General features: G+C 44.5%; 31 protein-coding genes. 1 reads left to right on the top strand and 30 read right to left on the bottom strand.

Annotated features, from left to right (window positions below):
• Nucleotides 1–578: relaxase/mobilization nuclease domain-containing protein (locus tag ACZMB2_RS00005; protein ID WP_487594955.1), on the bottom strand; the 578-nt coding region annotated here is incomplete at its 3' end.
• Complete coding sequence (locus ACZMB2_RS00010; protein ID WP_109258806.1) at nucleotides 550–948, bottom strand: IME relaxosome accessory protein; 399 nt, start codon at nucleotides 946–948, stop codon at nucleotides 550–552. The genes ACZMB2_RS00005 and ACZMB2_RS00010, both read right to left, overlap by 29 nt.
• Nucleotides 949–1,232: 284 nt before the next feature.
• Between ACZMB2_RS00010 and ACZMB2_RS00015 the strand changes: the two genes are divergently transcribed.
• Nucleotides 1,233–1,358 carry a hypothetical protein gene (locus ACZMB2_RS00015; RefSeq protein WP_272111341.1) on the top strand — a complete coding sequence of 42 codons (126 nt, stop codon included), beginning with the start codon at nucleotides 1,233–1,235 and terminating at the stop codon, nucleotides 1,356–1,358.
• Nucleotides 1,359–1,497: 139 nt separating this feature from the next.
• Here the strand turns inward: ACZMB2_RS00015 and ACZMB2_RS00020 are convergent, their stop codons facing one another.
• From ACZMB2_RS00020 to ACZMB2_RS00155, 28 genes are all read right to left on the bottom strand, one after another.
• Nucleotides 1,498–2,112: a VanZ family protein gene (locus ACZMB2_RS00020; RefSeq protein WP_097772860.1), complete on the bottom strand. Its 615-nt coding sequence runs from the start codon at nucleotides 2,110–2,112 to the stop codon at nucleotides 1,498–1,500.
• Between the two features lie 141 nt (nucleotides 2,113–2,253).
• Nucleotides 2,254–2,451 carry a helix-turn-helix domain-containing protein gene (locus tag ACZMB2_RS00025; RefSeq protein ID WP_097772861.1) on the bottom strand — a complete coding sequence of 66 codons (198 nt, stop codon included), beginning with the start codon at nucleotides 2,449–2,451 and terminating at the stop codon, nucleotides 2,254–2,256.
• On the bottom strand, nucleotides 2,444–2,887 hold the full coding sequence (locus ACZMB2_RS00030; RefSeq protein ID WP_097772862.1) for a sigma-70 family RNA polymerase sigma factor: 444 nt from the start codon (nucleotides 2,885–2,887) through the stop codon (nucleotides 2,444–2,446). Before ACZMB2_RS00030 ends, ACZMB2_RS00025 begins: the two co-directional genes overlap by 8 nt.
• Nucleotides 2,888–3,036: 149 nt before the next feature.
• Nucleotides 3,037–3,624 carry a DUF2812 domain-containing protein gene (locus tag ACZMB2_RS00035; protein WP_097772863.1) on the bottom strand — a complete coding sequence of 196 codons (588 nt, stop codon included), beginning with the start codon at nucleotides 3,622–3,624 and terminating at the stop codon, nucleotides 3,037–3,039.
• Nucleotides 3,621–3,944, bottom strand: a complete 324-nt coding sequence (locus tag ACZMB2_RS00040; protein WP_097772864.1) for a PadR family transcriptional regulator — start codon at nucleotides 3,942–3,944, stop codon at nucleotides 3,621–3,623. The genes ACZMB2_RS00035 and ACZMB2_RS00040 overlap by 4 nt, the downstream gene beginning before the upstream one ends.
• A 180-nt stretch (nucleotides 3,945–4,124) precedes the next feature.
• Nucleotides 4,125–4,265, bottom strand: a complete 141-nt coding sequence (locus ACZMB2_RS00045) for a Maff2 family mobile element protein (RefSeq protein ID WP_487594956.1) — start codon at nucleotides 4,263–4,265, stop codon at nucleotides 4,125–4,127.
• A 324-nt stretch (nucleotides 4,266–4,589) separates the two neighbouring features.
• Nucleotides 4,590–5,000, bottom strand: coding sequence for a hypothetical protein (locus ACZMB2_RS00050; protein WP_487594957.1), 411 nt, complete (start codon nucleotides 4,998–5,000; stop codon nucleotides 4,590–4,592).
• Between the two features lie 80 nt (nucleotides 5,001–5,080).
• A complete protein-coding gene (locus ACZMB2_RS00055) occupies nucleotides 5,081–5,203 on the bottom strand; it encodes a DUF6440 family protein (protein ID WP_487595288.1) in 123 nt (40 codons plus the stop codon).
• Nucleotides 5,204–5,256: 53 nt separating this feature from the next.
• Nucleotides 5,257–5,601, bottom strand: coding sequence for an LptM family lipoprotein (locus ACZMB2_RS00060; protein WP_487594958.1), 345 nt, complete (start codon nucleotides 5,599–5,601; stop codon nucleotides 5,257–5,259).
• A gap of 195 nt (nucleotides 5,602–5,796) precedes the next feature.
• Nucleotides 5,797–6,177, bottom strand: a complete 381-nt coding sequence (gene gloA2, locus ACZMB2_RS00065; protein WP_008402179.1) for an SMU1112c/YaeR family gloxylase I-like metalloprotein — start codon at nucleotides 6,175–6,177, stop codon at nucleotides 5,797–5,799.
• A gap of 69 nt (nucleotides 6,178–6,246) precedes the next feature.
• Nucleotides 6,247–6,681, bottom strand: a complete 435-nt coding sequence (locus tag ACZMB2_RS00070; RefSeq protein ID WP_487594959.1) for a hypothetical protein — start codon at nucleotides 6,679–6,681, stop codon at nucleotides 6,247–6,249.
• A gap of 102 nt (nucleotides 6,682–6,783) precedes the next feature.
• On the bottom strand, nucleotides 6,784–7,374 hold the full coding sequence (locus ACZMB2_RS00075; RefSeq protein WP_487594960.1) for a sugar O-acetyltransferase: 591 nt from the start codon (nucleotides 7,372–7,374) through the stop codon (nucleotides 6,784–6,786).
• 21 nt (nucleotides 7,375–7,395) lie between these two features.
• Nucleotides 7,396–7,809, bottom strand: a complete 414-nt coding sequence (locus tag ACZMB2_RS00080) for an EamA family transporter (protein ID WP_487594961.1) — start codon at nucleotides 7,807–7,809, stop codon at nucleotides 7,396–7,398.
• 194 nt (nucleotides 7,810–8,003) lie between these two features.
• Entirely contained in the window at nucleotides 8,004–9,014 is a 1,011-nt protein-coding gene (locus ACZMB2_RS00085; RefSeq protein WP_487594962.1) for a GGGtGRT protein, read from the bottom strand.
• Nucleotides 9,015–9,033: 19 nt separating this feature from the next.
• Complete coding sequence (locus ACZMB2_RS00090) at nucleotides 9,034–9,726, bottom strand: iron-sulfur cluster assembly scaffold protein (RefSeq protein ID WP_158433583.1); 693 nt, start codon at nucleotides 9,724–9,726, stop codon at nucleotides 9,034–9,036.
• Nucleotides 9,727–9,900: 174 nt separating this feature from the next.
• Nucleotides 9,901–10,224, bottom strand: coding sequence for a DMT family transporter (locus tag ACZMB2_RS00095; protein WP_308460206.1), 324 nt, complete (start codon nucleotides 10,222–10,224; stop codon nucleotides 9,901–9,903).
• Between the two features lie 20 nt (nucleotides 10,225–10,244).
• Nucleotides 10,245–11,363, bottom strand: a complete 1,119-nt coding sequence (locus ACZMB2_RS00100; protein ID WP_487594963.1) for an ABC transporter ATP-binding protein — start codon at nucleotides 11,361–11,363, stop codon at nucleotides 10,245–10,247.
• Nucleotides 11,350–12,111, bottom strand: coding sequence for an HAD family hydrolase (locus tag ACZMB2_RS00105; protein WP_487594964.1), 762 nt, complete (start codon nucleotides 12,109–12,111; stop codon nucleotides 11,350–11,352). The genes ACZMB2_RS00100 and ACZMB2_RS00105 overlap by 14 nt, the downstream gene beginning before the upstream one ends.
• The gene (locus ACZMB2_RS00110) at nucleotides 12,089–13,618 is read right to left on the bottom strand and encodes a CehA/McbA family metallohydrolase (RefSeq protein WP_487594965.1); all 1,530 of its coding nucleotides are present in this window, start codon (nucleotides 13,616–13,618) and stop codon (nucleotides 12,089–12,091) included. The genes ACZMB2_RS00105 and ACZMB2_RS00110 overlap by 23 nt, the downstream gene beginning before the upstream one ends.
• Before the next feature lie 2 nt (nucleotides 13,619–13,620).
• Nucleotides 13,621–14,985: an extracellular solute-binding protein gene (locus ACZMB2_RS00115; protein WP_487594966.1), complete on the bottom strand. Its 1,365-nt coding sequence runs from the start codon at nucleotides 14,983–14,985 to the stop codon at nucleotides 13,621–13,623.
• Nucleotides 14,986–15,027: 42 nt separating this feature from the next.
• On the bottom strand, nucleotides 15,028–15,879 hold the full coding sequence (locus ACZMB2_RS00120; protein WP_487594967.1) for a carbohydrate ABC transporter permease: 852 nt from the start codon (nucleotides 15,877–15,879) through the stop codon (nucleotides 15,028–15,030).
• A gap of 9 nt (nucleotides 15,880–15,888) precedes the next feature.
• Nucleotides 15,889–16,779: a carbohydrate ABC transporter permease gene (locus ACZMB2_RS00125; RefSeq protein ID WP_308460201.1), complete on the bottom strand. Its 891-nt coding sequence runs from the start codon at nucleotides 16,777–16,779 to the stop codon at nucleotides 15,889–15,891.
• Nucleotides 16,780–16,934: 155 nt separating this feature from the next.
• On the bottom strand, nucleotides 16,935–17,477 hold the full coding sequence (gene nrdG / locus ACZMB2_RS00130) for an anaerobic ribonucleoside-triphosphate reductase activating protein (RefSeq protein ID WP_487594968.1): 543 nt from the start codon (nucleotides 17,475–17,477) through the stop codon (nucleotides 16,935–16,937).
• A complete protein-coding gene (nrdD, locus tag ACZMB2_RS00135; RefSeq protein ID WP_118769592.1) occupies nucleotides 17,455–17,613 on the bottom strand; it encodes an anaerobic ribonucleoside-triphosphate reductase in 159 nt (52 codons plus the stop codon). The genes nrdG and nrdD overlap by 23 nt, the downstream gene beginning before the upstream one ends.
• 19 nt (nucleotides 17,614–17,632) lie before the next feature.
• A complete protein-coding gene (locus tag ACZMB2_RS00140; protein WP_487594969.1) occupies nucleotides 17,633–19,948 on the bottom strand; it encodes an anaerobic ribonucleoside triphosphate reductase in 2,316 nt (771 codons plus the stop codon).
• Nucleotides 19,949–20,093: 145 nt separating this feature from the next.
• On the bottom strand, nucleotides 20,094–20,957 hold the full coding sequence (locus tag ACZMB2_RS00145; protein WP_487594970.1) for a YitT family protein: 864 nt from the start codon (nucleotides 20,955–20,957) through the stop codon (nucleotides 20,094–20,096).
• 26 nt (nucleotides 20,958–20,983) lie between these two features.
• Complete coding sequence (gene miaB, locus ACZMB2_RS00150; protein ID WP_487594971.1) at nucleotides 20,984–22,405, bottom strand: tRNA (N6-isopentenyl adenosine(37)-C2)-methylthiotransferase MiaB; 1,422 nt, start codon at nucleotides 22,403–22,405, stop codon at nucleotides 20,984–20,986.
• Between the two features lie 116 nt (nucleotides 22,406–22,521).
• Nucleotides 22,522–22,770: a hypothetical protein gene (locus ACZMB2_RS00155; RefSeq protein ID WP_118769588.1), complete on the bottom strand. Its 249-nt coding sequence runs from the start codon at nucleotides 22,768–22,770 to the stop codon at nucleotides 22,522–22,524.
• Between the last annotated feature and the right edge of the window lie 15 nt (nucleotides 22,771–22,785).

Genomic DNA, 22,785 nt, shown 5'->3' on the forward strand with positions numbered 1-22,785 from the left:
TCGATTGGGTAAAGCCCCTCCCGGTGGCACATCTCCATGACTTCGGCTTTGAAATGGCGCAGGGCGGTGTCCGTACAGCGGTGCTTGCAGCCCTCCCTTGTGTCGGCGGGTCGCTCCATGTAGGGCAGGAACGGAACTTCTGCAATCCTTAAACTGTTTATGACGATATGCACATGAATGTTCCCGCTGCCGTTATGCCCGTCCGGGTGGGTGCAGACAAGGGCTTGGTGTCCGGGGAAGTGTTCCCGGCAAAATTCCTCGCCCAACGCCTGCGCCCGGTCTGCGGTCAAGCCGTTGTCTGTGCCGGCCCTTGGGTCAAAGGAAATGATATAGTGGTGGCTCTTTACGTCCTCCCGTTTTTGGTTTTTCCCATAGCGGAGATTTGCCCGCATACAGGCGACAGCAAAATCATCGCCCCCGCAGTTGAGGGAAGAAATGCGGTAGTCCTCCCTCGGTATAAGCCGCCCGGTTTCATCAAGGACGGGCTTCATGGTAAATTCGTCGTGTTGGAACAGCAGATACTTTTCGGCTGCCCCGTAGTCTGCATTTTTAGAGCTGAAATGTTTGAGTATCGCCAACCACTCCACCTACTTTCTGCAAGACTTCATACTTGAGGGCTGCCAGTTCCGCCGCCGTCCCCCTTAGTTCCTTTGCAAGCTGGGGATAGGGTGCGCCGTATTCGTTTAAGCAGCGGGCTATCTGATTTAGGTTGCCGCCGATTTTCCCGTACTCCGCAGCCAGCTTCCCGACAGCGGAAAGCAGTTCATCATTGACCGCCGACACATGGATAACGGGGCGTATGGCTGCCTGCCGGATTGCCTGCCGTAAAAACTCCGACTGGCTGATACCATAAGGGGCAAGCCGCTTCGTGAAGTCGGCGTATTCTTCATCAGACAGCCGGGTCTTAATAACATGGCTGCGGTGGGGCGTGTTGTATCTTTTTCGCATGGTGCAAGACCTCCTTTCTGTTGCCGCATAGCTGCGGCTGTGATAAGCGGCATATGCCGCATAAGCAGGGTTTGGGGAAGGCACTCCCCAACAAGATTCCCGCAGGGACAAAAGGAGCGGTAAGCGAATTTTGGTACTGCGGTAGAATCTTGCTCTAAGAAACTGCCGGACTGCTGTTCACTTCCTACTGCCACTTTTTTGAGAAATCTATAACCAGCTTTTTTCATAAAAGGCGGCAGGCTGGCATTCTCCCCCTTACTCCCTACAAACCACAAAAGAGCAGAATGGACGGACTTTCCGGCAAGAACTTTTCCGGCGGCTCGGTCTTTCCCGACAATAAGGCGTTTCGGAAGCTGCGTTTTGCCCGCTGTCTGAAAAAAACGGCAGCCTTTTTTGACTTCACTATCTAATACGGAACTTTTGGAAATTTGCCAAAAATGGGCGCAAAAAAAAGCAGCAAATCTTTTTCGGATTTACTGCTTCGTGTGCCGCTGCGGTGCGGCGGTTATTCAGTTCTAAAATAGCTAATCAGTTATTCAAATTAAGAATTTATCCCAGTCTAAACAAGCGGCTGATAACAAGAGGCTGAATTGTGACCATAATTACAAATGAGTAAATTATAAGGAACAATACCTCTATTCTATCATTTATTTTATAAGCTTGAAACTTCCCACATATTTCTTTTGGAATTAGTTTATTAAGTAACTGATAAATAAAAAATCCTAAACACGCCCCAACTGTATTCGTTATTAAATCATTTATATCTGTTGCCCCTCTGCCGAACATTTGGACAATTTCAATAGATAGTGAAAAAAGAAAACCAGTCAATGCAACAGTGCTAATGTGGCTATATTTCTTATACAGTAGTGGTAGGAAAAATCCCAGTGGGGCAAACAGAACGACATTTAGTATGGTGTCTATTGGTCCGCTTATCATATCACGAAATGGAATAAGTACTATTGTTGGCTCAAATACTTTCAGTTTTCCAATACCTGTCATCGTTAGAACGCCAATAAGATAATAGCAAAATACAAATACCGTTGCAATATGAAGTGGCATTTGGTTTTTATTGGTTTTTTTGAATATAATAAAATATAGCAAAAGTCCAGGAACTATAAAAACATATCCGCTTATTGAACGGATTAAAATATCTGTGATTGACATATTGATTTCTCCTATCGTGCTGATGTAGTTTTTATTTTTATTATACAGTACCGCACATCAAAAATATAGGTAAAGTTTATTAAGTTTTTCTTTAATTTTAGGAATAATAACATAGGTGTCGTTTATTCTGCTTTTATACTATCAGCCAAGCCGGAACTTAAACAGACTTTCTATCAGCTTTGTTCTGATGTAGTCCTCCATATCAGAGTTATAATAGCCGTTCATCTTGGAGAAGTAGCGGATATATCCGGCGTAACGGTCAAGGACGGCTTGTATCGCTATGGGGTCGCCCTCGTGTGCCTTTATAATCGTGTCATAGGGGAGAAGCCGATCACTCATGGGACAGCACCTCCATTTCCTCTTTCAGCCGCTTCAAGGCAAGCTGGATATGCCGCCCGATTGTGCTGCGTGTCCAGCCGCTCTGTTCTCCGATTTCTTTTTGCGTCAAGCGCTGGAAGTAATATAAAAAGATTTCCTCCTGTGTCTGTTCCGGCAGCCCGGCAAGAGCAGCTGCAAGAGAACAGCTATCTAAAAGTATCGTCTGCCCTCGGACAGAGAATGGATAAGTTTCGCCATAGTCCGGCACTTGAAAATACTCGTCTGTGGTGCTTAGTGGGACAAACTTTTCTTCGGTCAAATATTCAAGGGAGATTTCCCGTTTCCACCTCGCTGCCAGCATACGGGCGGCGTCAAAGGACGCATGGCGAATAACAATCCGGCAATAGGTATCATGGGTATAGCGGATATGTTCTTGATAGGCTTCCTGTTCGGTCATGGAAAATCCCCCTTTCTTCGATTATGGGAAAGGGCGGCAGCATTTTCTGCTGTCGCCCCTTGATTACCCACCAGCAAGGACGGTCGGGGCTGTCAACGGTGGGCGCAGCCCATTTACTTGCCGTTGACTGGCTCGGCTGGGTTTGCTATTTATAATTCTTGCGTTTTCGCTTCTTTCCTATTGTGCATGATTTGTATTTGATATACAAGAACGGGAATCAGAGAAATCAAAGCAAGCACACCAAAAACAACCGAATGATTTATAACTGCAAATATTGCAAACATAAGCAGTATTAACAACCATGGATTACGCAGATTTCTGTAATAGTTTTCTTTATCATCATAGGAAGTATGAAGTTCAAACGGTTTTCCGTCATTCTCTTTTTCTACAATTAGCAATTCACGATTGAAAGTTGTAGCGTTGGTCGCAATGCGTCCACCTTTTTCAGCCCATGGTCGCCAACGCACCTTACCAACAGAATAGTTAAGATTGATATTTTTGAAAAACACCTTATAACCCATATCTTCTAAAAAAAGAAAATAGTCGTTTGCATTCTCTTTCGATTTTTCTCCAATAAATTCTACACAGTATTTTACTTCATTAGGCTTACATTCTTCAAACTCATATAGCATTTTCCCAGCTCGAATAAGGCGATAGCCCTTCTCCGACATTTTATTAAGCCAATTTGCCTGTGCATTTAATAGACCACCAAAAAAATGATAACATTTTTTGCTCATACTGCACCTCCAATAATTCCACTTGCAACCCCTACAAGTTCTTCAAGCCTTACAAGTTCCTTTTCTGCGACTTCTTTCCCCAGTGAAGTAATGATGTATTCTTTTTTTCTACCTTCACAATCTCCGCAGGGCTTAATCCATTCTTTTTCCTGCAAAGAGTTCAATGCACCATACAAAGTGCCAGCTCCCAATGAAAGCCGCCCACCTGTTTTTTCTTCAATAAATTGCATGACAGCATATCCATGTTTTGGAGTATAGAGGGAAAGTAGAATGTAAAATGTCACTTCTGTAAGCGCACCACCTTTCACATTGTCCCGCATTGTTTATCCTCCTTATTACGGTTACTGTAATAAATATATCACTAACCGTAATAGAAGTCAACAGCGTTCAAAAGGATTTAAGAAATATGAAACTAAAACTGGAACAGCAACATTAAATGTCACTGTTCCATTCTCATTCGGAATAGTAGGGTGTCCGCCTATGTATATTATTGTGTTACTTTACCGCACATGAGCATTTGCAACGGGATTATCATTTCCGTATTCTTCAAGAAGATTGATAACGCCCCATACACCCACACCTGCGCCGATTGCGATTACTACTGTTTTAAGTCCTGTTACTGATGTTGTAAAAAAGCCCATTTGTTTGTCTCCTTTTTTCAAAAATAAAAAGGGAGCTTCTCTGAATTATAATTTTTAGAAAAGCTCCCATGTCATAAGTTCCATATTCAGTTGTAAAACAACTTTTGGTCACAATGTCCAGAAGTTAAGCTATCCTATACCATTATCAAATACAAAGATAAATGTATATAAAGCAAATACACTAATGGGAATAGCTATTCCATTTAACACCAAATTGCGTTTTCTTTATCCATTTATTTTTGCCGCCTTAAATCTCAATTTTTATATTAAATCCATTTATCTGCTTATTTTTCTTCACATATTTTATCAATATCTCAAAAGCACTTAATAATAAATCCGCACCCGTTTCTTTCCCGTGATCAGTGTGTCCGTAACAACTGTAAACTCATGGTACTCACCTTCCACGACATTATCATAAATACTTGATGATACTTCTACATCCATAGTTTCTTCACCACAATCCAGGTCAGAAGCATTGACTCTTACATAGTACATTGTTGTAGTTTTGCTCGCACCACTGTAATGTCTTTTCTTCTGATTGTACCCTCTGTCAGCTTTTTTAGCCTTGCCTTTCGTTATAACCAGCAGTTCTTTGTATTCTGTTACGGAATCCCGTACCAAAACCTTGCGATAAATAAAAGGCGACAGCAATGCCAACACCACCACCACTATAAGTGCCCACGAAGTGATTTCTGTTCTTTTTGTTCTCTTGGATTTATAAATATCTTTTCTCATTGATTTTCTCCTACTCACTTGAGTCTTTGTTATTCTCTTATCTCCGTCTAGCATTTGCAAATGCAGTGGCAAACTGGATTTTACTTTGTAACTGTAACTTTTCCTTCAGAGTCTAGGAGAGGTGTAACACCAGCTCCATATCCGGACTTCCAACAAAGGTAATTAACTCCCGTCTCCTTATCTACAAGAATTTGACTTAATATCCATAGTCAACATGCTGCCACTTTCCGCCATCTGTTCTAACTAAAATCCACTTTCAATCACTGTATGTACTATTTGGATTCAAAGACCCGTCTCCACCAGATGAATCAACATCGAATGAAGATAATAAAACAATGACTTCATCTGCATTGTTTCTGTCTGCCCAATCTTTATGATCTTTCGTGCAGTCATCTCCGGCATAGTAAATTTCTGTGAGAGTGCATCCTTTCCAGTCACTCTTAAACTCCTTTTTTATTGTGTCAATAGCGGCTTTAATATCCTCTTCTGAATAGCTCTCAGATTCAACATTATGAGTTTTTACTTCACTGACATCTCCACCACAAGCACTCAAACCAAATAAAAGCATACTACATAGCATTGTACATACGATTTTCTTCATACACCCCTGCTTTCTTGCTGTCTACGCTTGTCAGATGCCGTTACCGGCATCATCCCAAAACTCGCTATTATCTGGTTGGCTAAACCTTGGATAAACCGGAATCCCACCGGCTTGACTACATACCCTTAGCTGGGCGCACAACTGGAAGTTATAAAATCTCAGTCCAAACAGGGCACATCTTTTAACTGCAATCCTTTATTCGTGAATTTCCAAGGGTAGATTGTCAGGGTCATAAAAGAATGTCATTCTTTTGCCTGTGTAAATATCAAGTCTAATCGGCTCAGTTATGATACCCCTTTTATTCAATTCTCTTACGGTATTATCGACCGAGTCTACAGCAAAAGCAAGATGCCGGAGACCGTAAGCCTCTGGATAACTGGGGCGCTTCGGACAATTTTTGATGATAAAAAGTTCTAATTCCATCTCATCGAGTTGAAGATCAATTTTGTAATCATCACGTTCTGGTCTGTAATTTTCTCGAATAATAGAAAAACCTAACAGATCCACATAAAAGTGCTTTGATTGCTCATAGTTGCTCCCAATAATGGCAATATGATGAACTTTTTTCAAATTCATGGTGTATTTACCTCTCTCCTACTTTGTTTTCTTTTCCATGTACTACCTCCTCATCAACCTGGAAATTGATTAATAACCCCAATTGATTATTTCCCAACTCTTTTTATCTGCCGTTTTCACTAAATGCCATTGCCAGTTGGTGTATGTATCATTAGGATTGAACCCATCATCTCCACCTTTTTCGTCCGTATCAAAGGTTGATAATACCACAATAAGTTCTTGATTATTTTCTTTTCGATACTTCTCAATTTCTTCTGCAAATCTGTTTTCAACATCCTCGTCATAGCGAAGTTCAGTAAGTGTGCAACCTTCAAAGTCTTTTGCAAATTTTTTCTCTATGACATCAAATGCTTCATTGATTGAATTTTCACCATAGAGGGCGGAGTAACCAACAACACGATTGACATTTGATACATTTCCTCTATTTCCAGTCAATACAAGGACTATTGCCATGCCTAAAATTACTAATACAGCACATATCGCAATTATGTTTTTCTTCTTCATACAATCATACTCCTTTGTCAAATCTGTGTCCCTTCAAATCTCTATTGTTTATAAAGATTTTACCCACTCACTGATTTCCTGTTTTGTTCCACGGTTTAATAATCATTCCCACACAGGATACTTTTTCTTATCTTCTTCAGTTATTTTACGAATCACTTTACAGGGATTGCCTGCCGCAATCACACCTTCCGGAATGTTCTTATTGACGACACTTCCGGCACCAATAATAGTATTATTTCCTATTGTCACGCCGGGCAATACAGATACATTAGTTCCAATCCATACATTATCCCCCACAGTAATCGGCAATGCAATTTCCAGCCCCCGGCTTCTTTGCTCACTGTCTATTGCATGCCCGGCTGTAGAAAATACACAGTTAGGAGCAATGAATACATTATCTCCAAACGTAACCTTCGCTCCATCCAGTATCGTTACATTATGGTTGGTATAAAAATTTTTCCCAATCGAAATATTGAACCCATAATCACAATAAAACGGTGCGGTAATAACCGGATTTTCTTTCATACTTCCGAGAATCTTCGTCAACAGCTCTTTCTGTTTTTTTGTATCGGATGGTCTACACTGATTGAATTCATAACACAGATCGGCACATCGCGTCCGTTCTTCTATGATTTGCTGATCATAATTCGCATCATACAAATACCCTTTTTGAGCCTTTTCTCTTTCTGTCATATTTCGGTTTACCTCCTGTTTTTATACTGCCATCAGCAAAGTTCCTGCTCCGATCAGGATACATCCTATGATCGATTTTACTGTAAACTGCTCATGCAGGCAGGCAAATGCGAGTAGCAATGTAATAATGACACTGAGTTTATCAATCGGTACAACCTTCGATACGTTTCCAACCTGCAGTGCATAATAATAGCATAACCATGATGCACCTGTCGCCAGACCTGAAAGGATCAGGAATAGCCAGCTTTTGCTACTGATCCCTGTTATTGTATTTTGAGCATTCGTAAGGAAAACCATTCCCCACGCCATAACAAGAACTACAATGGTCCGAATTGCGGTTGCAAGGTTTGAATTCACACCATCAATGCCGATCTTCGCCAGGATTGAGGTAAGTGCCGCAAACACAGCAGACAGTAAAGCAAAAATAAACCACATAATGACTCACCTCCCGTATTTCCTTCAGCCTATTGGCATCGGTGTCTGTGCCAGAATGGAAATAACAGCAATTGCCAATAAGACAATCAGAACTACAGCTGCTATCAGAATCAATTTTCGTTTCATAGTATCACCCCATAAGAAAACAGAAAAGGGAGCCATAATGGCTCCCCTTCTTAGTTAAAAAATATTTTTTAGAATTTACCAGCGTTTGCTGCTTCCTCAACAGAAACTGCAACTGCAACAGTCATACCAACCATCGGGTTGTTACCTGCGCCAATCAGACCCATCATCTCTACGTGAGCCGGAACAGAAGAAGAACCTGCAAACTGTGCATCAGAGTGCATACGGCCAAGAGTATCGGTCATTCCGTAGGAAGCCGGTCCTGCTGCCATATTGTCCGGATGCAGAGTACGTCCAGTACCACCGCCGGATGCAACGGAGAAGTATTTCTTTCCTGCTTCCAGTCTTTCTTTCTTATATGTACCTGCTACCGGATGCTGGAAACGGGTCGGGTTGGTAGAGTTACCAGTAATGGAAACGTCTACGTTCTCTTTCCACATGATTGCAACACCTTCCGGAACGCTGTTAGCGCCGTAGCAGTTAACTTTTGCACGAAGACCCTCGGAGTAAGATTTACGGGAAATCTCTTTTACCTCGTTGGTGTACGGATCATACTCAGTCTCAACGAAAGTAAATCCATTGATACGGGAAATGATCTGTGCTGCGTCTTTTCCAAGACCGTTCAGGATAACACGAAGCGGTTTCTGACGAACTTTGTTTGCTTTCTCAGCGATACCGATTGCACCCTCAGCTGCTGCGAAGGACTCGTGTCCAGCCAGGAATGCGAAGCACTCGGTCTCCTCCTCAAGGAGCATTTTTCCAAGATTTCCATGTCCCAGACCTACCTTACGGGTATCTGCAACGGATCCCGGAATACAGAAGGACTGAAGTCCCTCACCGATTGCTGCTGCTGCATCTGCTGCTTTGCGGCATCCTTTTTTGATTGCAATAGCTGCACCTACAGTGTAAGCCCAGCAAGCGTTCTCGAAACAGATCGGCTGAATGCCTTTGATCTGATCGTATACGTTAAGACCAGCGTCTTTGGTGATCTTCTCAGCTTCTTCGATAGAAGCGATGCCGTAGCTGTTCAGAACAGCGTTGATTTTATCAATACGTCTTTCATATGATTCAAATAATGCCATTTTCGTCTACCTCCCAGAATTACTCTTTACGCGGGTCAATGATCTTGACTGCATCTGCAACACGGCCATACTGACCTTTTGCTTTCTCCCATGCAGTGTTCGGATCGTCGCCTTTTTTGATAAAGTCAGTCATTTTTCCAAGAGATACGAACTGGTATCCAATGATCTGATCGTCTGCATCCAGTGCAATACCGGTTACATAGCCCTCTGCCATCTCCAGATAACGAGGTCCTTTTTTCAGAGTACCGTACATAGTACCAACCTGGGAACGAAGGCCTTTTCCAAGGTCCTCAAGACCAGCACCAACTGCAAGTCCATCCTCAGAGAATGCGGACTGGGAACGTCCGTAAACGATCTGAAGGAACAGCTCTCTCATAGCGGTGTTAATAGCATCGCATACAAGGTCAGTGTTAAGTGCTTCCATAACGGTCAGACCCGGAAGAATCTCTGCTGCCATAGCTGCAGAATGGGTCATACCGGAACATCCGATCGTCTCAACAAGAGCCTCCTGGATGATACCTTCTTTTACGTTCAGGGAAAGTTTACAAGCACCCTGCTGCGGAGCACACCAGCCCACACCATGGGTAAAACCGGAAATATCTTTTACTTCCTTAGCCTGTACCCATTTTGCTTCCTCCGGAATCGGAGCAGCACCATGATGTACACCCTGAGCTACCGGACACATTTCTTCTACTTCACGTGAATAAATCATTTGTTTGAAACTCCTTTCAAATAATCATATCAGGTCTTTGGACAGGAGACCTCATATGGATTTATTTTCTCACAAATTTCTCATTTCGTCCAGATCATTTTGTAAGATTTTGTGAAATTTTAATCGAAATTGACGATTTCAACATGCTCATTCCTTTCAGTAAAAAAGAACCAGTCATCGACCGGTTCCATTCATATTTAAAATCACGCACCCAATCATAATGCATACAATTCCAAAAATCCCTAAAGTGCTGACTTTTTCTCTGAAAACAACTGCTGAAATCAGTGTGGTTACTACAATACCCACACCGCACCAGATTGCATATGCCATTCCAAGATTCAGTTTCATAACCGTTTTTCCAAATGTCACATGACAAATCAGATAGAATACAGCACAAATCAATGTTGGTATGAGACGGCTGAATCCTTCTGAGTATTTCAGAAATGTTGTGGCTACAATCTCTGACCCGATGGCAATTGCGAGCAATAAATAAGGCATTAAGCTCCTCCTCATGATAACTAATTCGTAATCGTCTGCCCGGTCAGTTTGTCAAACACGTGAAGTTTTTCCAGATCAAATGCCAACCGAATTTTATCACCGGGTTTCAGATGTGTATCTGCATCCACTTTTGCAATAATCCTGTTTTCATTTCCCGGCTGTTTGACATAGACAATTGCCTCGGAACCAAGCATTTCGTAGACATCCACCTCACCTGAAATAAAAGAAACCTCTTCCTCTCCGTCTTTCAGAAGACGCAGATGCTCCGGACGGATTCCTGCTACCACTGCTTTTCCGGCCACGTCCGCCCGCTCCAGCGCATGTTTTACTTTCTCTTCTGTCAATGGAATCGCAATTCCGTCATTAGTCCGGACAGCAAGCTGCTGGTTTTTATATTCAAATACCCCATCCATAAAATTCATGGGTGGAGTTCCGATAAATCCGGCCACAAACTGGTTTGCCGGATAACGGAACAGATTCTGCGGCGTATCCACCTGTTGTACAACACCGTCTTTCATAACCACAATCCTGGTCCCAAGTGTCATGGCTTCTGTCTGATCATGAGTCACATAAATAAAAGTACTCTCCAAACGATGATGGAGACTTGCAATTTCCACACGCATCTGCCCTCTTAATTTAGCATCCAGATTGGACAGGGGTTCATCCATCAGAAAGACTTTCGGATTTCGGACAATGGCTCTTCCCATGGCCACACGCTGTTTCTGTCCTCCTGACAGCTGCCCCGGCTTCCGGTCCAGCACTTCTTTCAGCCCCAGAATTTCTGCAGCCTCCTTCACCTTCTGCTCGATGACATCTTTTTTCTCACCCCGGATTTTTAAGCTGTAGGCAATATTTTTCTGCACCGACATATGGGGATAAAGTGCATAATTCTGAAATACCATGGCAATATCCCTGTCACTGGCACTGACATCATTCATTTTCACCCCATCGATATAGAGTTCTCCTCCGGAAATATCCTCAAGGCCTGCAATCATACGAAGCGTCGTAGATTTTCCGCACCCTGATGGTCCTACGAAAATGATAAATTCTTTGTCTGCAATCTTCAGATTAAAATCTTTCACGGCCTCAAATCCGTTTTCATAGGTTTTACATACATGTTTTAATTCAATTTCTGCCATTATTTTCTCCTCTTTTTCCTTCCAGCCATGCAGGAAGTTCTGCAACAGACTCTATCAGATCATCAGCCACGCATTCCATATGATGTATCTTTCCGGTACCGCTTAAAACGCCAAGTGCAAGTGCATGTCCGTTATGTGCAAATCTCATATCATTGGGGGTGTCCCCTACCATCAGGAGTTCTTCCGGTTTTATATGCCAGCTTTCTGCAGCCAGTTCCACCAGTTTTCCATCCGGCTTTACCGGAAGGGTCCCATCATCCGTTCCCCAGAAAGTCACATATCCGGACGCATCCAGGCAGTCCATACATGCTCTGGCAGAGGCATAGGTATCTGTTGTCGCCAGCCCTACCTTCACACCATATTCTTCTGTCAGCTTCCGGAATAGTTCCTTCACTTCTGTAAACACCGGATAATCCCTTCTTTTTTCCACCACTTCTGTGCAAAATTCATTCTGTACTTTTCCCAGTAACTCCTGCTTTTCCGGCAGCAGTTCCGGATGTTTCTCTTTCAGGAAATTCCAGATCACGTCCGTAATCTCCCGATATGTCATCCACGCGAATGCTCCTTCCGGGTCGATCTCCGAATCATGAATACCAAGTCTTTCTAACAGTTCTTTTTTTAGGAATTCACGTTCTCCCATATGGCAGCCTGCCAAAAGCCGGTCCATGACCGGTCCGGCGGCAGTTCCCCATACTTTATAAAAATCAATCAGTGTTCCATCCTTATCAAAAAGAATTCCTTTGATCATCTTTCCAGCATCCTTCCAGACAGGTTTTCACCTCTTCAAATGTTATGAACTTATGTTCTGTTTTGCATCCGGTCGTTACCGGATTTGCATAAAATAAAAACTGACCGTCTTTTGTCTCTGCACCAAACCGAATCCAGGTATAATCGCAGCGGCTCAGTTTGATTGTTCCTTTCACCCTGTAAATGCCGTCCTTTTCCATGACAGAGCTGCATGAATGCCGTTCTCCATTCTCTATAAAAAATACATCCGGCTCTTCAGAAAGTCCCAGAAACCGGAACTCATACCGAATCTCTCCTGTACGGTAGGGCAGTTGATCTCCAAACAGGACAGGCCGTCCATCTGCTTCCAGAACATTTTCTACAGAACAGTGCCTCGTCACATAGACATGGCATGCTTTCAATGCATTCAGCAGATGTTCCGGTGACATCCCATCCATGTAAACATAGGTTGCCGGATCTCCCGGCACCGATGGTTCCATGGCATCTCCATATCGCTCTTCCAGAAGATTATGGGAATCACTTCCACCTACTGCACAGATTCGGTATCCATCCGCCCACAAAAAATCAGCCAAATATACCGCTTTCTGGTTGGCTTCCTCCGCATGGGCTTTTTCGTCTGCCGCATAAGTCGGATCATTTATAATCTCAAGGCAGTTCATATCTGCCAGTTTCAGGTCACCATAAAGCCACTTCCAGATATAGAGGAACGGATGGTTCACACTGAAAAGCCATCCCTTTTCCCTGCACTCCTGGATCATAGCTTCGATATCCATCTCCAGCTTTTCCGGCTCTTTATCACTAAGAATACTGGTTAATCCTTCCGGCCGGCCAGTCAGTCCAAAGAGGTTGGCATGACCGAGTATTGTGGTCATCTCTACCCCAGGCAAAATCATCACATCTGTGTCCTGCCAGCCCGTATGCACTACGTTATGCTCCGTTGGTACATAATAATCCAGTTCATCCTTTTCTGCTTTTCGGGTAGCATTCCATGTAGTTTCCTTGCCATCGGAAAGACGGGTATGGGTATGAAAATCTCCTTTATACCAGCGGCATGCTTTCTTATATAATCGGTCATATTCATATTTTTCATAAGCTAAAGAACCCCTGGTCCAGACATGCGGACCAATCTGTTCCGTAATCTTTGCTTTTTCATCTGAGACGGTGACCGAAAAGCATACTTTTTTTCCATCCATAATCCGATCCAGATGTTCCGCAAAAAGACAGACCTGTACCGTCCATTCGCCTTCAGGAATAGGACCCGGAACGCCGCCGATCGTCGTATCCATGCCATTCTGACCCAGGGAAATCACAGGCTCCCCATGGGCCAGCTGCTTCTGCAGCCGGAGATTTCCCTGCGGATCGCGGATCAGCAAAAATACGAGAAATGCGAATGCTTCATCCAGATCATGAACAAAAGTGAGAGTCAGACAGCCGGAAGGGACCTTGAAGGTCCCCTCCTGTAACGTCTCTGCCTTTTCCTCTATATGAAAGGTAAGTGTTTTCTTCATCACTATTTACCAAGTGCCTCATCAAGGGCTGCCTGGGCGGTTGCCTGTGCCTCATCAAGGGCAGTCTGGGCATCAATTCCATCAATCTCCACTTTATCAGCTGCTACTTTCAGGGCATCCTTGATAGCTCCGTTCGTCGGATCGTAGGGATATACTGTTCCATGAGCAGCCTGTGCAAAAGGTACTGCTGCCTGCGGATTCTCTGCTACATAAGCCTGATAATCTGCATTGTCATTGATCTGCTGGTTAACTGCTACATAACCGGTAGACATGGTCCATTTTGCCTGGTTATCAGCGTTTGTGAAGTATTTGATAAATTCAAAGGCACCCTGTTTTTCTTCATCGGAAGAACCTTCCAGAACACTTAAAGTCTTGGTCTCAGCCATCGGTGCGGAGGAAGTTTCACTGCTCCATGCCGGCTGCTCCATTGCTGCTACAATACTGAAATCAAGGTCTGCCTGATCTCCTGAAGAACCGGTGTATCCGCCTGCTTTTCCTGCAATGACATCATCAATGGTTGCATACCAGTACTCCCAGCCCTGTCCGCCGGAATGAATAGCCATAGTTTTATCATCATGGATCCAGGTACGGAAAGACTCCCATACATCTACCCACTCCGGAGTATTAATGGTTACCTGCGTACCGTCATCACTGAAAATCTTTGCACCATTGCTGAATGCAGCATCAATCATGTTATCTGCACCCCACATTGGCTCCCAGCCATACTCGTAGTTGCCAGTTGCTTTGATCTTCTGTGCGGCATCTGCCAGATCTGCCCAGGTCTTGATATCATCTGCATGGATGCCTGCCTCTTCAAAAGCGGCTTTGTTATAGTACATCACCTGTGTGGTTCCATAAGCCGGAAGACCGAATACTACATTTGCATCATCTACACCCTGATCATAAAACACAGATAAATAGTTATCTTTCTGGAACTCACTGTCTGCATCGATCATGGGCTGAAGATCTGCCAGCAAACTCTTGCTGTCCAGATTTCTTGCTGCCTCCACATTCAGAAGCACCAGATCCGGAGCTGCATTTCCGGCAATACCTGCCTTCAGCTTCTGATAGGTCTCATCGTAATCTGCCTGGGTTACAGTAGATACATGATACTGGCTCTGGGACTCATTGAAGCTGTCTACAATCTCCTGAATCACACCAACTGCTGTCTTTCCGCCGGAATACCAGAATTCCACCTCTACCGGTGTGCCAGATGCCGTATCCTGGCTGTTGTCTGCCACTGCGGTGTCGCCTGTTGTATTCGCAGTCTCTGCTTCTCCAGTAGCTTCGGATGCATTTCCGCATCCTGTCATTGCTGCTGCCAACATTGCAGATACCAGCATCATACATACCATTTTTTTCTTCATTTTTTCATTTCCTCCTCAGGATAGTCTGCTGTGCGTTTCGCATCAGCCTTTCATTCCGGTGTCTCCACCGATACCGTTGATGAACCATTTCTGTGTAAATGCAAACAAAATCAGAAGCGGCACCACAATCAGTGCACTTCCCGCCATTACCAGCGCCCACTCCGTTCCGTAGGCACCTCCTTCGATAAAGAAACTTCGAAGTCCCTGGGATACCAGATATTTGGTATTGTCATTAGTAATCAGGGATGGCCACATGTAGTTGTTATATGTTGAAATAAAGCTCATCAAACCAAATGTAATAAAAGATGATTTTGTCATGGGACATACAATTTCCCAGAGAATCCGGAAATGACTGGCCCGGTCAATTCTGGCCGCCTCAATCAGTCCCTTTGGCACCTGCATAAATGCCTGACGCAGCAGGAAAATTCCAAAGATACTGACTGTACTGGAGATCACCAGGCCGGTCAATGTATTCAGAAGATTCCATTTTGACAAAATAATGTAACTGGGAATATAGGTTGCTGCTACCGGCAGCATATAAGTTCCCATTACAATCAGGAATAAAAGGTTTCGTCCCTTAAACTCCAGAAATACCATGGCATAAGCCAGAAGGGCTCCGGTGAAGATCTGAAGTGCCACCACAATCACGGAAACCAGCAAGCTGTTCCAGATATAGGAGGGCAGCGGGGACTGAAAGACAACGGAAATAAAATTACTCCATTGAGGAGTGGATGGAAAAAAGGCCGATACATCCATAATCTCCGTTTTTGTTTTCAGTGCACTTAAAATCATCCATAAAAACGGGAATGCCGTAAAAAGGCTGACCAGTATGAGCACTGTAAATTTGGCTGTTCTCCCTGCTAAATCTACGGGAGAGATTGTTTTCTTTTTCATATGCTCCTCCTAGTAATGTACCCATCGTTTGGATGCCACAAACTGTATCAGAGAAAGAAGAACGGTAATCACTATCATGATGACTGCAACAGAGGTTGCCTGTCCCATCTTGAATTCTTCGAATCCCAGCTGATAATACATATAGAGCAGTGTCCGGGTACTTCCGCTTGGTCCGCCCTGGGTCAGAATCTGAATCTGATCATAAGCCTGCAGGGAATTGACCATGGTAATAATCATCAGAAAAAAAGTCGTCGGTGAAATGCTTGGGAGTGTCATATCCAAGAACTGCCGCAATGGCTTCGCTCCGTCCAGGCTGCTCGCTTCATAATATTCTACTGGTACTTTTTCCAGCGCGGACAGATAAAAAATCATGGCATATCCAAGACTCTTCCAGACTGTTACGATGATGACCGACAGCATAGCTGTCTGGGAACTGCTGATCCATTTCAGTGCAGGAAGTCCAAAGATACCAAGAACTGCATTGGCAAGACCTCCATCCTCCCTGAAAATCCAGGTCCATACAATGGAAATGGCAACGGTCGGTGTGATCCATGGGGAAAACAGGACAAATTTGAAAAATCCGCTTCCTTTAAAATTTTTCCGAAGCAGAAGTGCCAGTCCCAGTCCACCTGCAATGGTCGGAATCAATGTACCTGCCGTGAAAATGATGGTGTTCCAGAGAGCCGCATAAAAACGACTGTCTTTGAGCAGGGCCTGATAGTTCTTAAACCACACAAAATGATATTCTGGTGTCATAAAATCCCAGTCTGTAAAACTAAGCCAGATAGAACGGCCGATCGGATAAAGCCAGAAAATAAATAATGGGATGAATGCGGGAAGTACGAACAGCAGAACGACTGCCGCATGTTTCAGGTTTTTTCGATTTACTAATGTCTGCATATCTCTCTCCTTCCTTGGACAATTCTAGTCTGTGGATGTAAAATATACTATCTGCTTCACGTAAAAAAAGTCGCAAAACTATGTAAAGTAAATCTGTAAAATGTAAAGAAATGTAAAAAGAGAAAAGACGGAAAGAAAAAAGGAAGACTGCCATGTTACCAGCAGTCTTCCAGTTCTTCATATTCGCTCCGGTAGAGAACAATCTCTCCGGCTTCTTTTGTTTTTTTCAGGTCAATGACCCTTTGATTTTCACTTCCACGGTACTGTAAGGTCAGATTCCGCTCCGCAAGAATGAAAGGACCATCCACCAGCACGTCGGCCAGTTCCAAAAGCCGCTGTACAAATGGATCTTTCATAGCGAGCAGCTGCTCATATAAGTATCCGGTATAAACCATCAGATGTTTTCCGGCGGCTTTCACTGCCTCTGCAATGGGAACCAGCGCCTCTGCCTGGCAGAAGGGTTCCCCTCCGGAAAAGGTTACTCCCGACAAAAGGGGATTTTCCTCCATCTTCTGAATCAGCTCTTCTGAGTTCACCTCATATCCCCCTGCAAAGTCGTGAGTCTGGGGATTATGACATCCGGGACAGTGATGGGGACATCCCTGGGTGAAGATGACAAATCGGATGCCGGGGCCATCCACGATAGAATCCTGAACAGTCCCGGCAATACGTAACTTAGGACAGGCTGTGTTTAACACGATCCCTTTCCTCCGCTCTCTTCGCATTGTTGAAACGATCGGTCGTGCCTACCAGATATCCGGTAATCCGACGGATTCTGTCAAACTTTACATCTCCCCCAACCATTCCGTTTTCAGGTAATACTCTTCCTGCCATAACAAACATCTCCTTTTTATTAGTGATTCGGATCAAAATATACCGGGATATCCGGATATTTTTTCCGAAGTTCATTCAATCGTTCAATAGATACTGCCTCGCCTTCATGACGTCCGCATCTCGGGCACACATCGTCAATCACTCCTGTAAATCCGCAGACCGGATCACGGTCAACCGGATGGTTTACAGAACCGTAACCGATGCCGCTTTCTTTCATGCAGCGGATAATAGCTTCAAATGCCTCCGGATTCTTGGCGGTATCACCATCCAGCTCCACATAGCTGATATGACCAGCATTGGTCAGTGCATGATACGGAGCTTCAATCTTAATCTTCTGGAATGCGCCTATCGGATAGTAAACCGGTACATGGAAAGAGTTGGTATAATACTCTCTGTCCGTCACCCCCGGAATCTTGCCGAAACGCTTCTGGTCAATGCGTACGAACCGTCCGGAAAGTCCTTCTGCCGGAGTAGCCAGCAATGTAAAGTTCAGTCCGGTCTTCTCGGATTCATCATCCATGTATTTTCTCATGTGGCCGATGATCTCAAGACCCAGCTTTCTACTCTCCTCACTCTCACCATGATGTTTTCCGGTAAGAGCTACCAGCGTCTCTGCCAGTCCGATAAATCCGACACTCAAAGTACCATGTTTTAATACTTCTCCAACTTCATCATTGATATTCAGCTTATCGGAATCGATCCAGATGCCCTGTCCCATAAGGAATGGATAATTCTTCACCGTCTTCCTGCTCTGGATACCAAAGCGGTGCAGCAGCTGCCTGCAGCAGAGGGCCAGACGCTTATCCAGCAGCTTGTAGAACTTGTCCATATTTCCCTTTGCAAGAATTCCCAGACGCGGCAGGTTGATGGACGTAAAACTTAAGTTTCCTCTTCCACAGGTCACTTCCTTGGTGGGGTCGTAATGATTTCCCATAACCCTGGTACGGCATCCCATATAGGCAATCTCTGTATTGTAATCACCTTCTTTGTAGTAAGGCAGATTAAACGGTGCATCGATAAAGCTGAAGTTCGGGAACAGTCGCTTTGTGGATACTTTAATTGCCAGACGGAACAGATCATAATTCGGATCACCCGGATTATAGTTGATTCCTTCTTTTACTTTGAAAATCTGTACCGGGAAAATGGCGGTCTCACCATTTCCAAGTCCGATATCGGTAACCTTCAGAAGATTCTTCATGGCCATTCTTGCTTCTGGAGAAGTACAGGTTCCGTAGTTAATGGAACTGAACGGCACCTGGGCGCCCGCTCTGGAATTCATGGTATTTAAGTTGTGGATCAGAGATTCCATTGCCTGATAAGTTGCCTGATCCGTCTCTTTCATGGCAATACGGATGGATGTCTTATGACATCTGCGTATTTCTTCTTCTGCCGGCGTTTTTCCAAGCCACTGCTCTCCGGTCTCCAGAAGCCACTGCACCAGTAATTCTTCATGGTCATCAATATTGCTCATATTAATGCGGTCCGGCATCGCATCTTTCAGTGCAGACCGGAATGCCTCGCCCAGCACATTTTCGCAGTCATATTCCAGCCAGAAATAACGCTGTACTGCATCATAATATTCTTTCCGGAAAGTGCAGGCCACACCTTCTGCCATGGCATAGTCGAAGTTCGGTACGGACTGTCCGCCATGCATCTCATTCTGGTTTGCCTGAATAGCAATGCAGGCCAAAGCAGCGTAGCTGGCAATGGACTTCGGTTGACGAATAAATCCGTGTCCGGTGGAGAATCCATCATGAAACAGCTTCACCAGGTCAATCTGGCAGCAGGTTTCCGTCAACATATAGAAATCTTTGTCATGAATGTGGATGTCACCATTGATATGTGCTGCTGCAATGTCTTTTGGCAGAATATAGTTATCCACAAAATAATTGGCTCCCTCGGAGCCATATTTCAGCATGGTACCCATGGAGGTATCTGCATCAATATTCGCATTCTCACGCTTGATATCCGCATCTGCGGCACTGGTGAAGGTAAGCTCCCTGTATATATTCACCAGATCCGCCTCTGTCTTGCGAACCTTGGTGTGCTCTGCCCGATAAAGGATATATGCCTTCGCAGTCTTGGCAAATCCATTGGCAATCAGTTTCTCTTCCACAAGATCCTGCACCTGTTCTACGTCCGGTACTTGTCCTGCCGGAATGGATTCTACCACTTCATCTACCAGTTTTTCAAACTGGACCGGCGCGATTGCCTCAATCTGGGCAGCTTCGTTTGCCTTATGAATCGCGCTGCGGATTTTGTTCACATCGAAAGGTACCGGAGTTCCGTTTCTCTTTTTTATGGTCTCCGGACATGCGATGGCATTTTCCTTCATGTTACTCCCTCCAAAACTATATCTGGTATTTTATTTTTAATCCCTGTACAAAATACAGTATCACCAAACTGCGTTATGTGCAAGGACATTTTGTATGAACTATCCGTTGTCTCACAAAAATTGCCCGGAAATCCGGGCAATCTGGCTATAATTTTTCTGCAAAAAAATCTTTATATCCCTCGCCGTAAATCTCACTGGCACTGGTAACAATCATAAATGCCGCTGGATCTTCTGTTTTCACCAGTTCTTCTACCTGGGGTCCCTGCACTCTTCGTACCACACAGAGAATCACCTGCTTTTCGTTTCCTGTCCAGCCACCGGATCCTCTCAGATACGTAATCCCCACGTCCAGTTCTTCCATGATCCGCCGGCCAATTTCTCCTGGCTTTTCTGTAATGATATAAATCATCTTGGCTTCATCACCGCCATACAGCACATAATCCAGTGCCGCACCGCTCACCAGAACAGCAATCAGCGCATAGAGAATGGTATTAATATTCCGGAAAACCAGACCTGAACAGGCAACAATCAAAAGATCCGTACACTCAAACAAAAATCCTGTCTTCAGATGACGATATCTTTTTCTGAGCAGCTTGACAATAATATCCACACCTCCTGTGGTGGCACCCGCTTTAAAAACCATCCCTATGCCAAGGGCCAGAAGTACGCTTCCTGTCAATGCTGCCAGAAGAGGATCTGTCGTCATTGGTCCATAGGGTGTCAGTATATTTGTCGCCCACGAGGTCAGTATAACTGCGTACATGGTTTTTCCCATAAATCTAAGACCAAATTTCCAGATTCCGACAAGAATGATTGGAATATTAACCAGCAGATACAGGGTACCGGTATCAATTCCGCTCAGTCGGTTCAGAATAACTGCGACTCCACTGACTCCTCCCGGTGCTAAATTGTTCGGATCCAGAAACAGACTGATTCCTGCTCCATATATCAGCGATGCCACAAAGATCATCACCAGATCTTTCAGTATTCGCCAGCTTTTCCCCTTCATTTCATACCCCCGTAGTTATTATTTTTTCATTCGATGCGGCTTCCCATGTAGTAAAATCCGCGGCATTCATCCAGACGGACTTTCACTATCTGTCCAACCAGACTGGCATCCCCCTGAAAATGAACCACATGATTATTACTTAAACGTCCGGTCACATAACCTTCCATCTGTCCGTTCACTTCTTCTACCAGCACCAGTTCCTCACGACCGGTAAAACGTTCTGCCATCTCTTTGGAGATCTCCTGTACTTCTTTCAGCAGACGGTCAAATCGGTCTTTTACTACCTCTTCCGGCACCTGATCTTCCATGACAGCCGCCGGTGTACCGGTTCTCTTACTATAAATAAACGTGAATGCGCTGTCGTAGCGTACTTTGCGTACCACATCCAGCGTCTCCTGAAAATCTTCTTCCGTCTCACCCGGGAACCCTACAATAATATCCGTGGTCAGTGCAATATCCGGCACCTGTTCCCGCAGTTTTCGTGCCAGCTCCAGGTACTGTTCCTTGGTATACCGGCGGTTCATGATCTTTAAGATCCGGGAACTTCCGGACTGCAGCGGCAGATGAAAATGTTTACAGATCTTTTTAGACTTTGCCATCACGCGGATCAGATCATCAGAAAGATCCTTCGGATGAGAGGTCATGAAGCGGATACGCTCCAGTCCTTCGATCTTCTCAATCTCCTCCAGCAGTTCTGCAAAGGTCACCGGCTGCTCCAGATTCTTTCCATAAGAATTGACATTCTGTCCCAACAGCATGACTTCCACCACACCGTCTTTTACAAGGCCCTCGATCTCACGGATAATATCCTGCGGTTCCCGGCTTCGCTCCCGGCCGCGCACATAGGGCACAATACAGTAGCTGCAGAAATTATTGCAGCCAAACATAATATTAACGCCGGACTTGAACGCATATTTACGCTCAATAGGAAGATCTTCCACGATCTGGTTCGTGTCCTTCCAGATGTCAATGATCATTCTGTCGGACTCTAGTGTGGACACTAAAAGTTCTGCAAATTTGAAGATATTATGGGTTCCGAAGATCAGATCCACGAACCGGTAACTCTTCTGGAGCTTGTCCACTACCGTTGCTTCCTGCATCATACAGCCGCAGAGGGCAATCTTCATGTGGGGATTCTTTTTCTTGTAGCCATGCAGTACCCCCAGACGTCCATACACACGCAGGTTGGCATTTTCACGAACTGTACAGGTATTGTAGATGACAAAATCTGCTTCTTCATTCTCTGTCTCCACATAACCAACTTCCCGTAAAATACCTGCCAGTTTTTCAGAATCTCTGGCATTCATCTGACACCCGAAGGTCGTAGTGCAGGCAGTCAGAGGCCGTCCAAGCTCCTCAGACTTTGCCTGTACCAGTTCTTTTGCTTTTTTCAAAAAATAATACTGCCGCTCCGGCTCCTGCACCGGCGGCAGCAAGGATGTGTCCATCGCAGCAATTTTCGCTCTGATTTCTGTATCTATAGTAGTATTCACGTTTTCGTTCCTTTCATTCCTCTTTCTCGTCTCTGTACTATTGTACACGAACCCACCCATGAAGTCCACACCTAAAGTCCGAGCTTTTGCATCTGGGCATGCAGTTCCTCTGAAAATTGATCCTCTGTCACCAGTTCCAGGATATCCTCTGCCGATATCTGGCCGACGCTTTGCCCGGTTGTCCAGAGATAGGAAAACACCCCAAACAAAATAAGACAGATGAAAAAACGAATTTTAAAGATAGCCAAAAACCTGGAGGGTTCCTCTGCTTCCCGGATTTCACCGCGCTCTTTTAACAGCTGCTCTCTGTATGTTCCCATCGATCATCACCCCGG

It is taken from the genome of Hominiventricola sp., assembly GCF_057604405.1.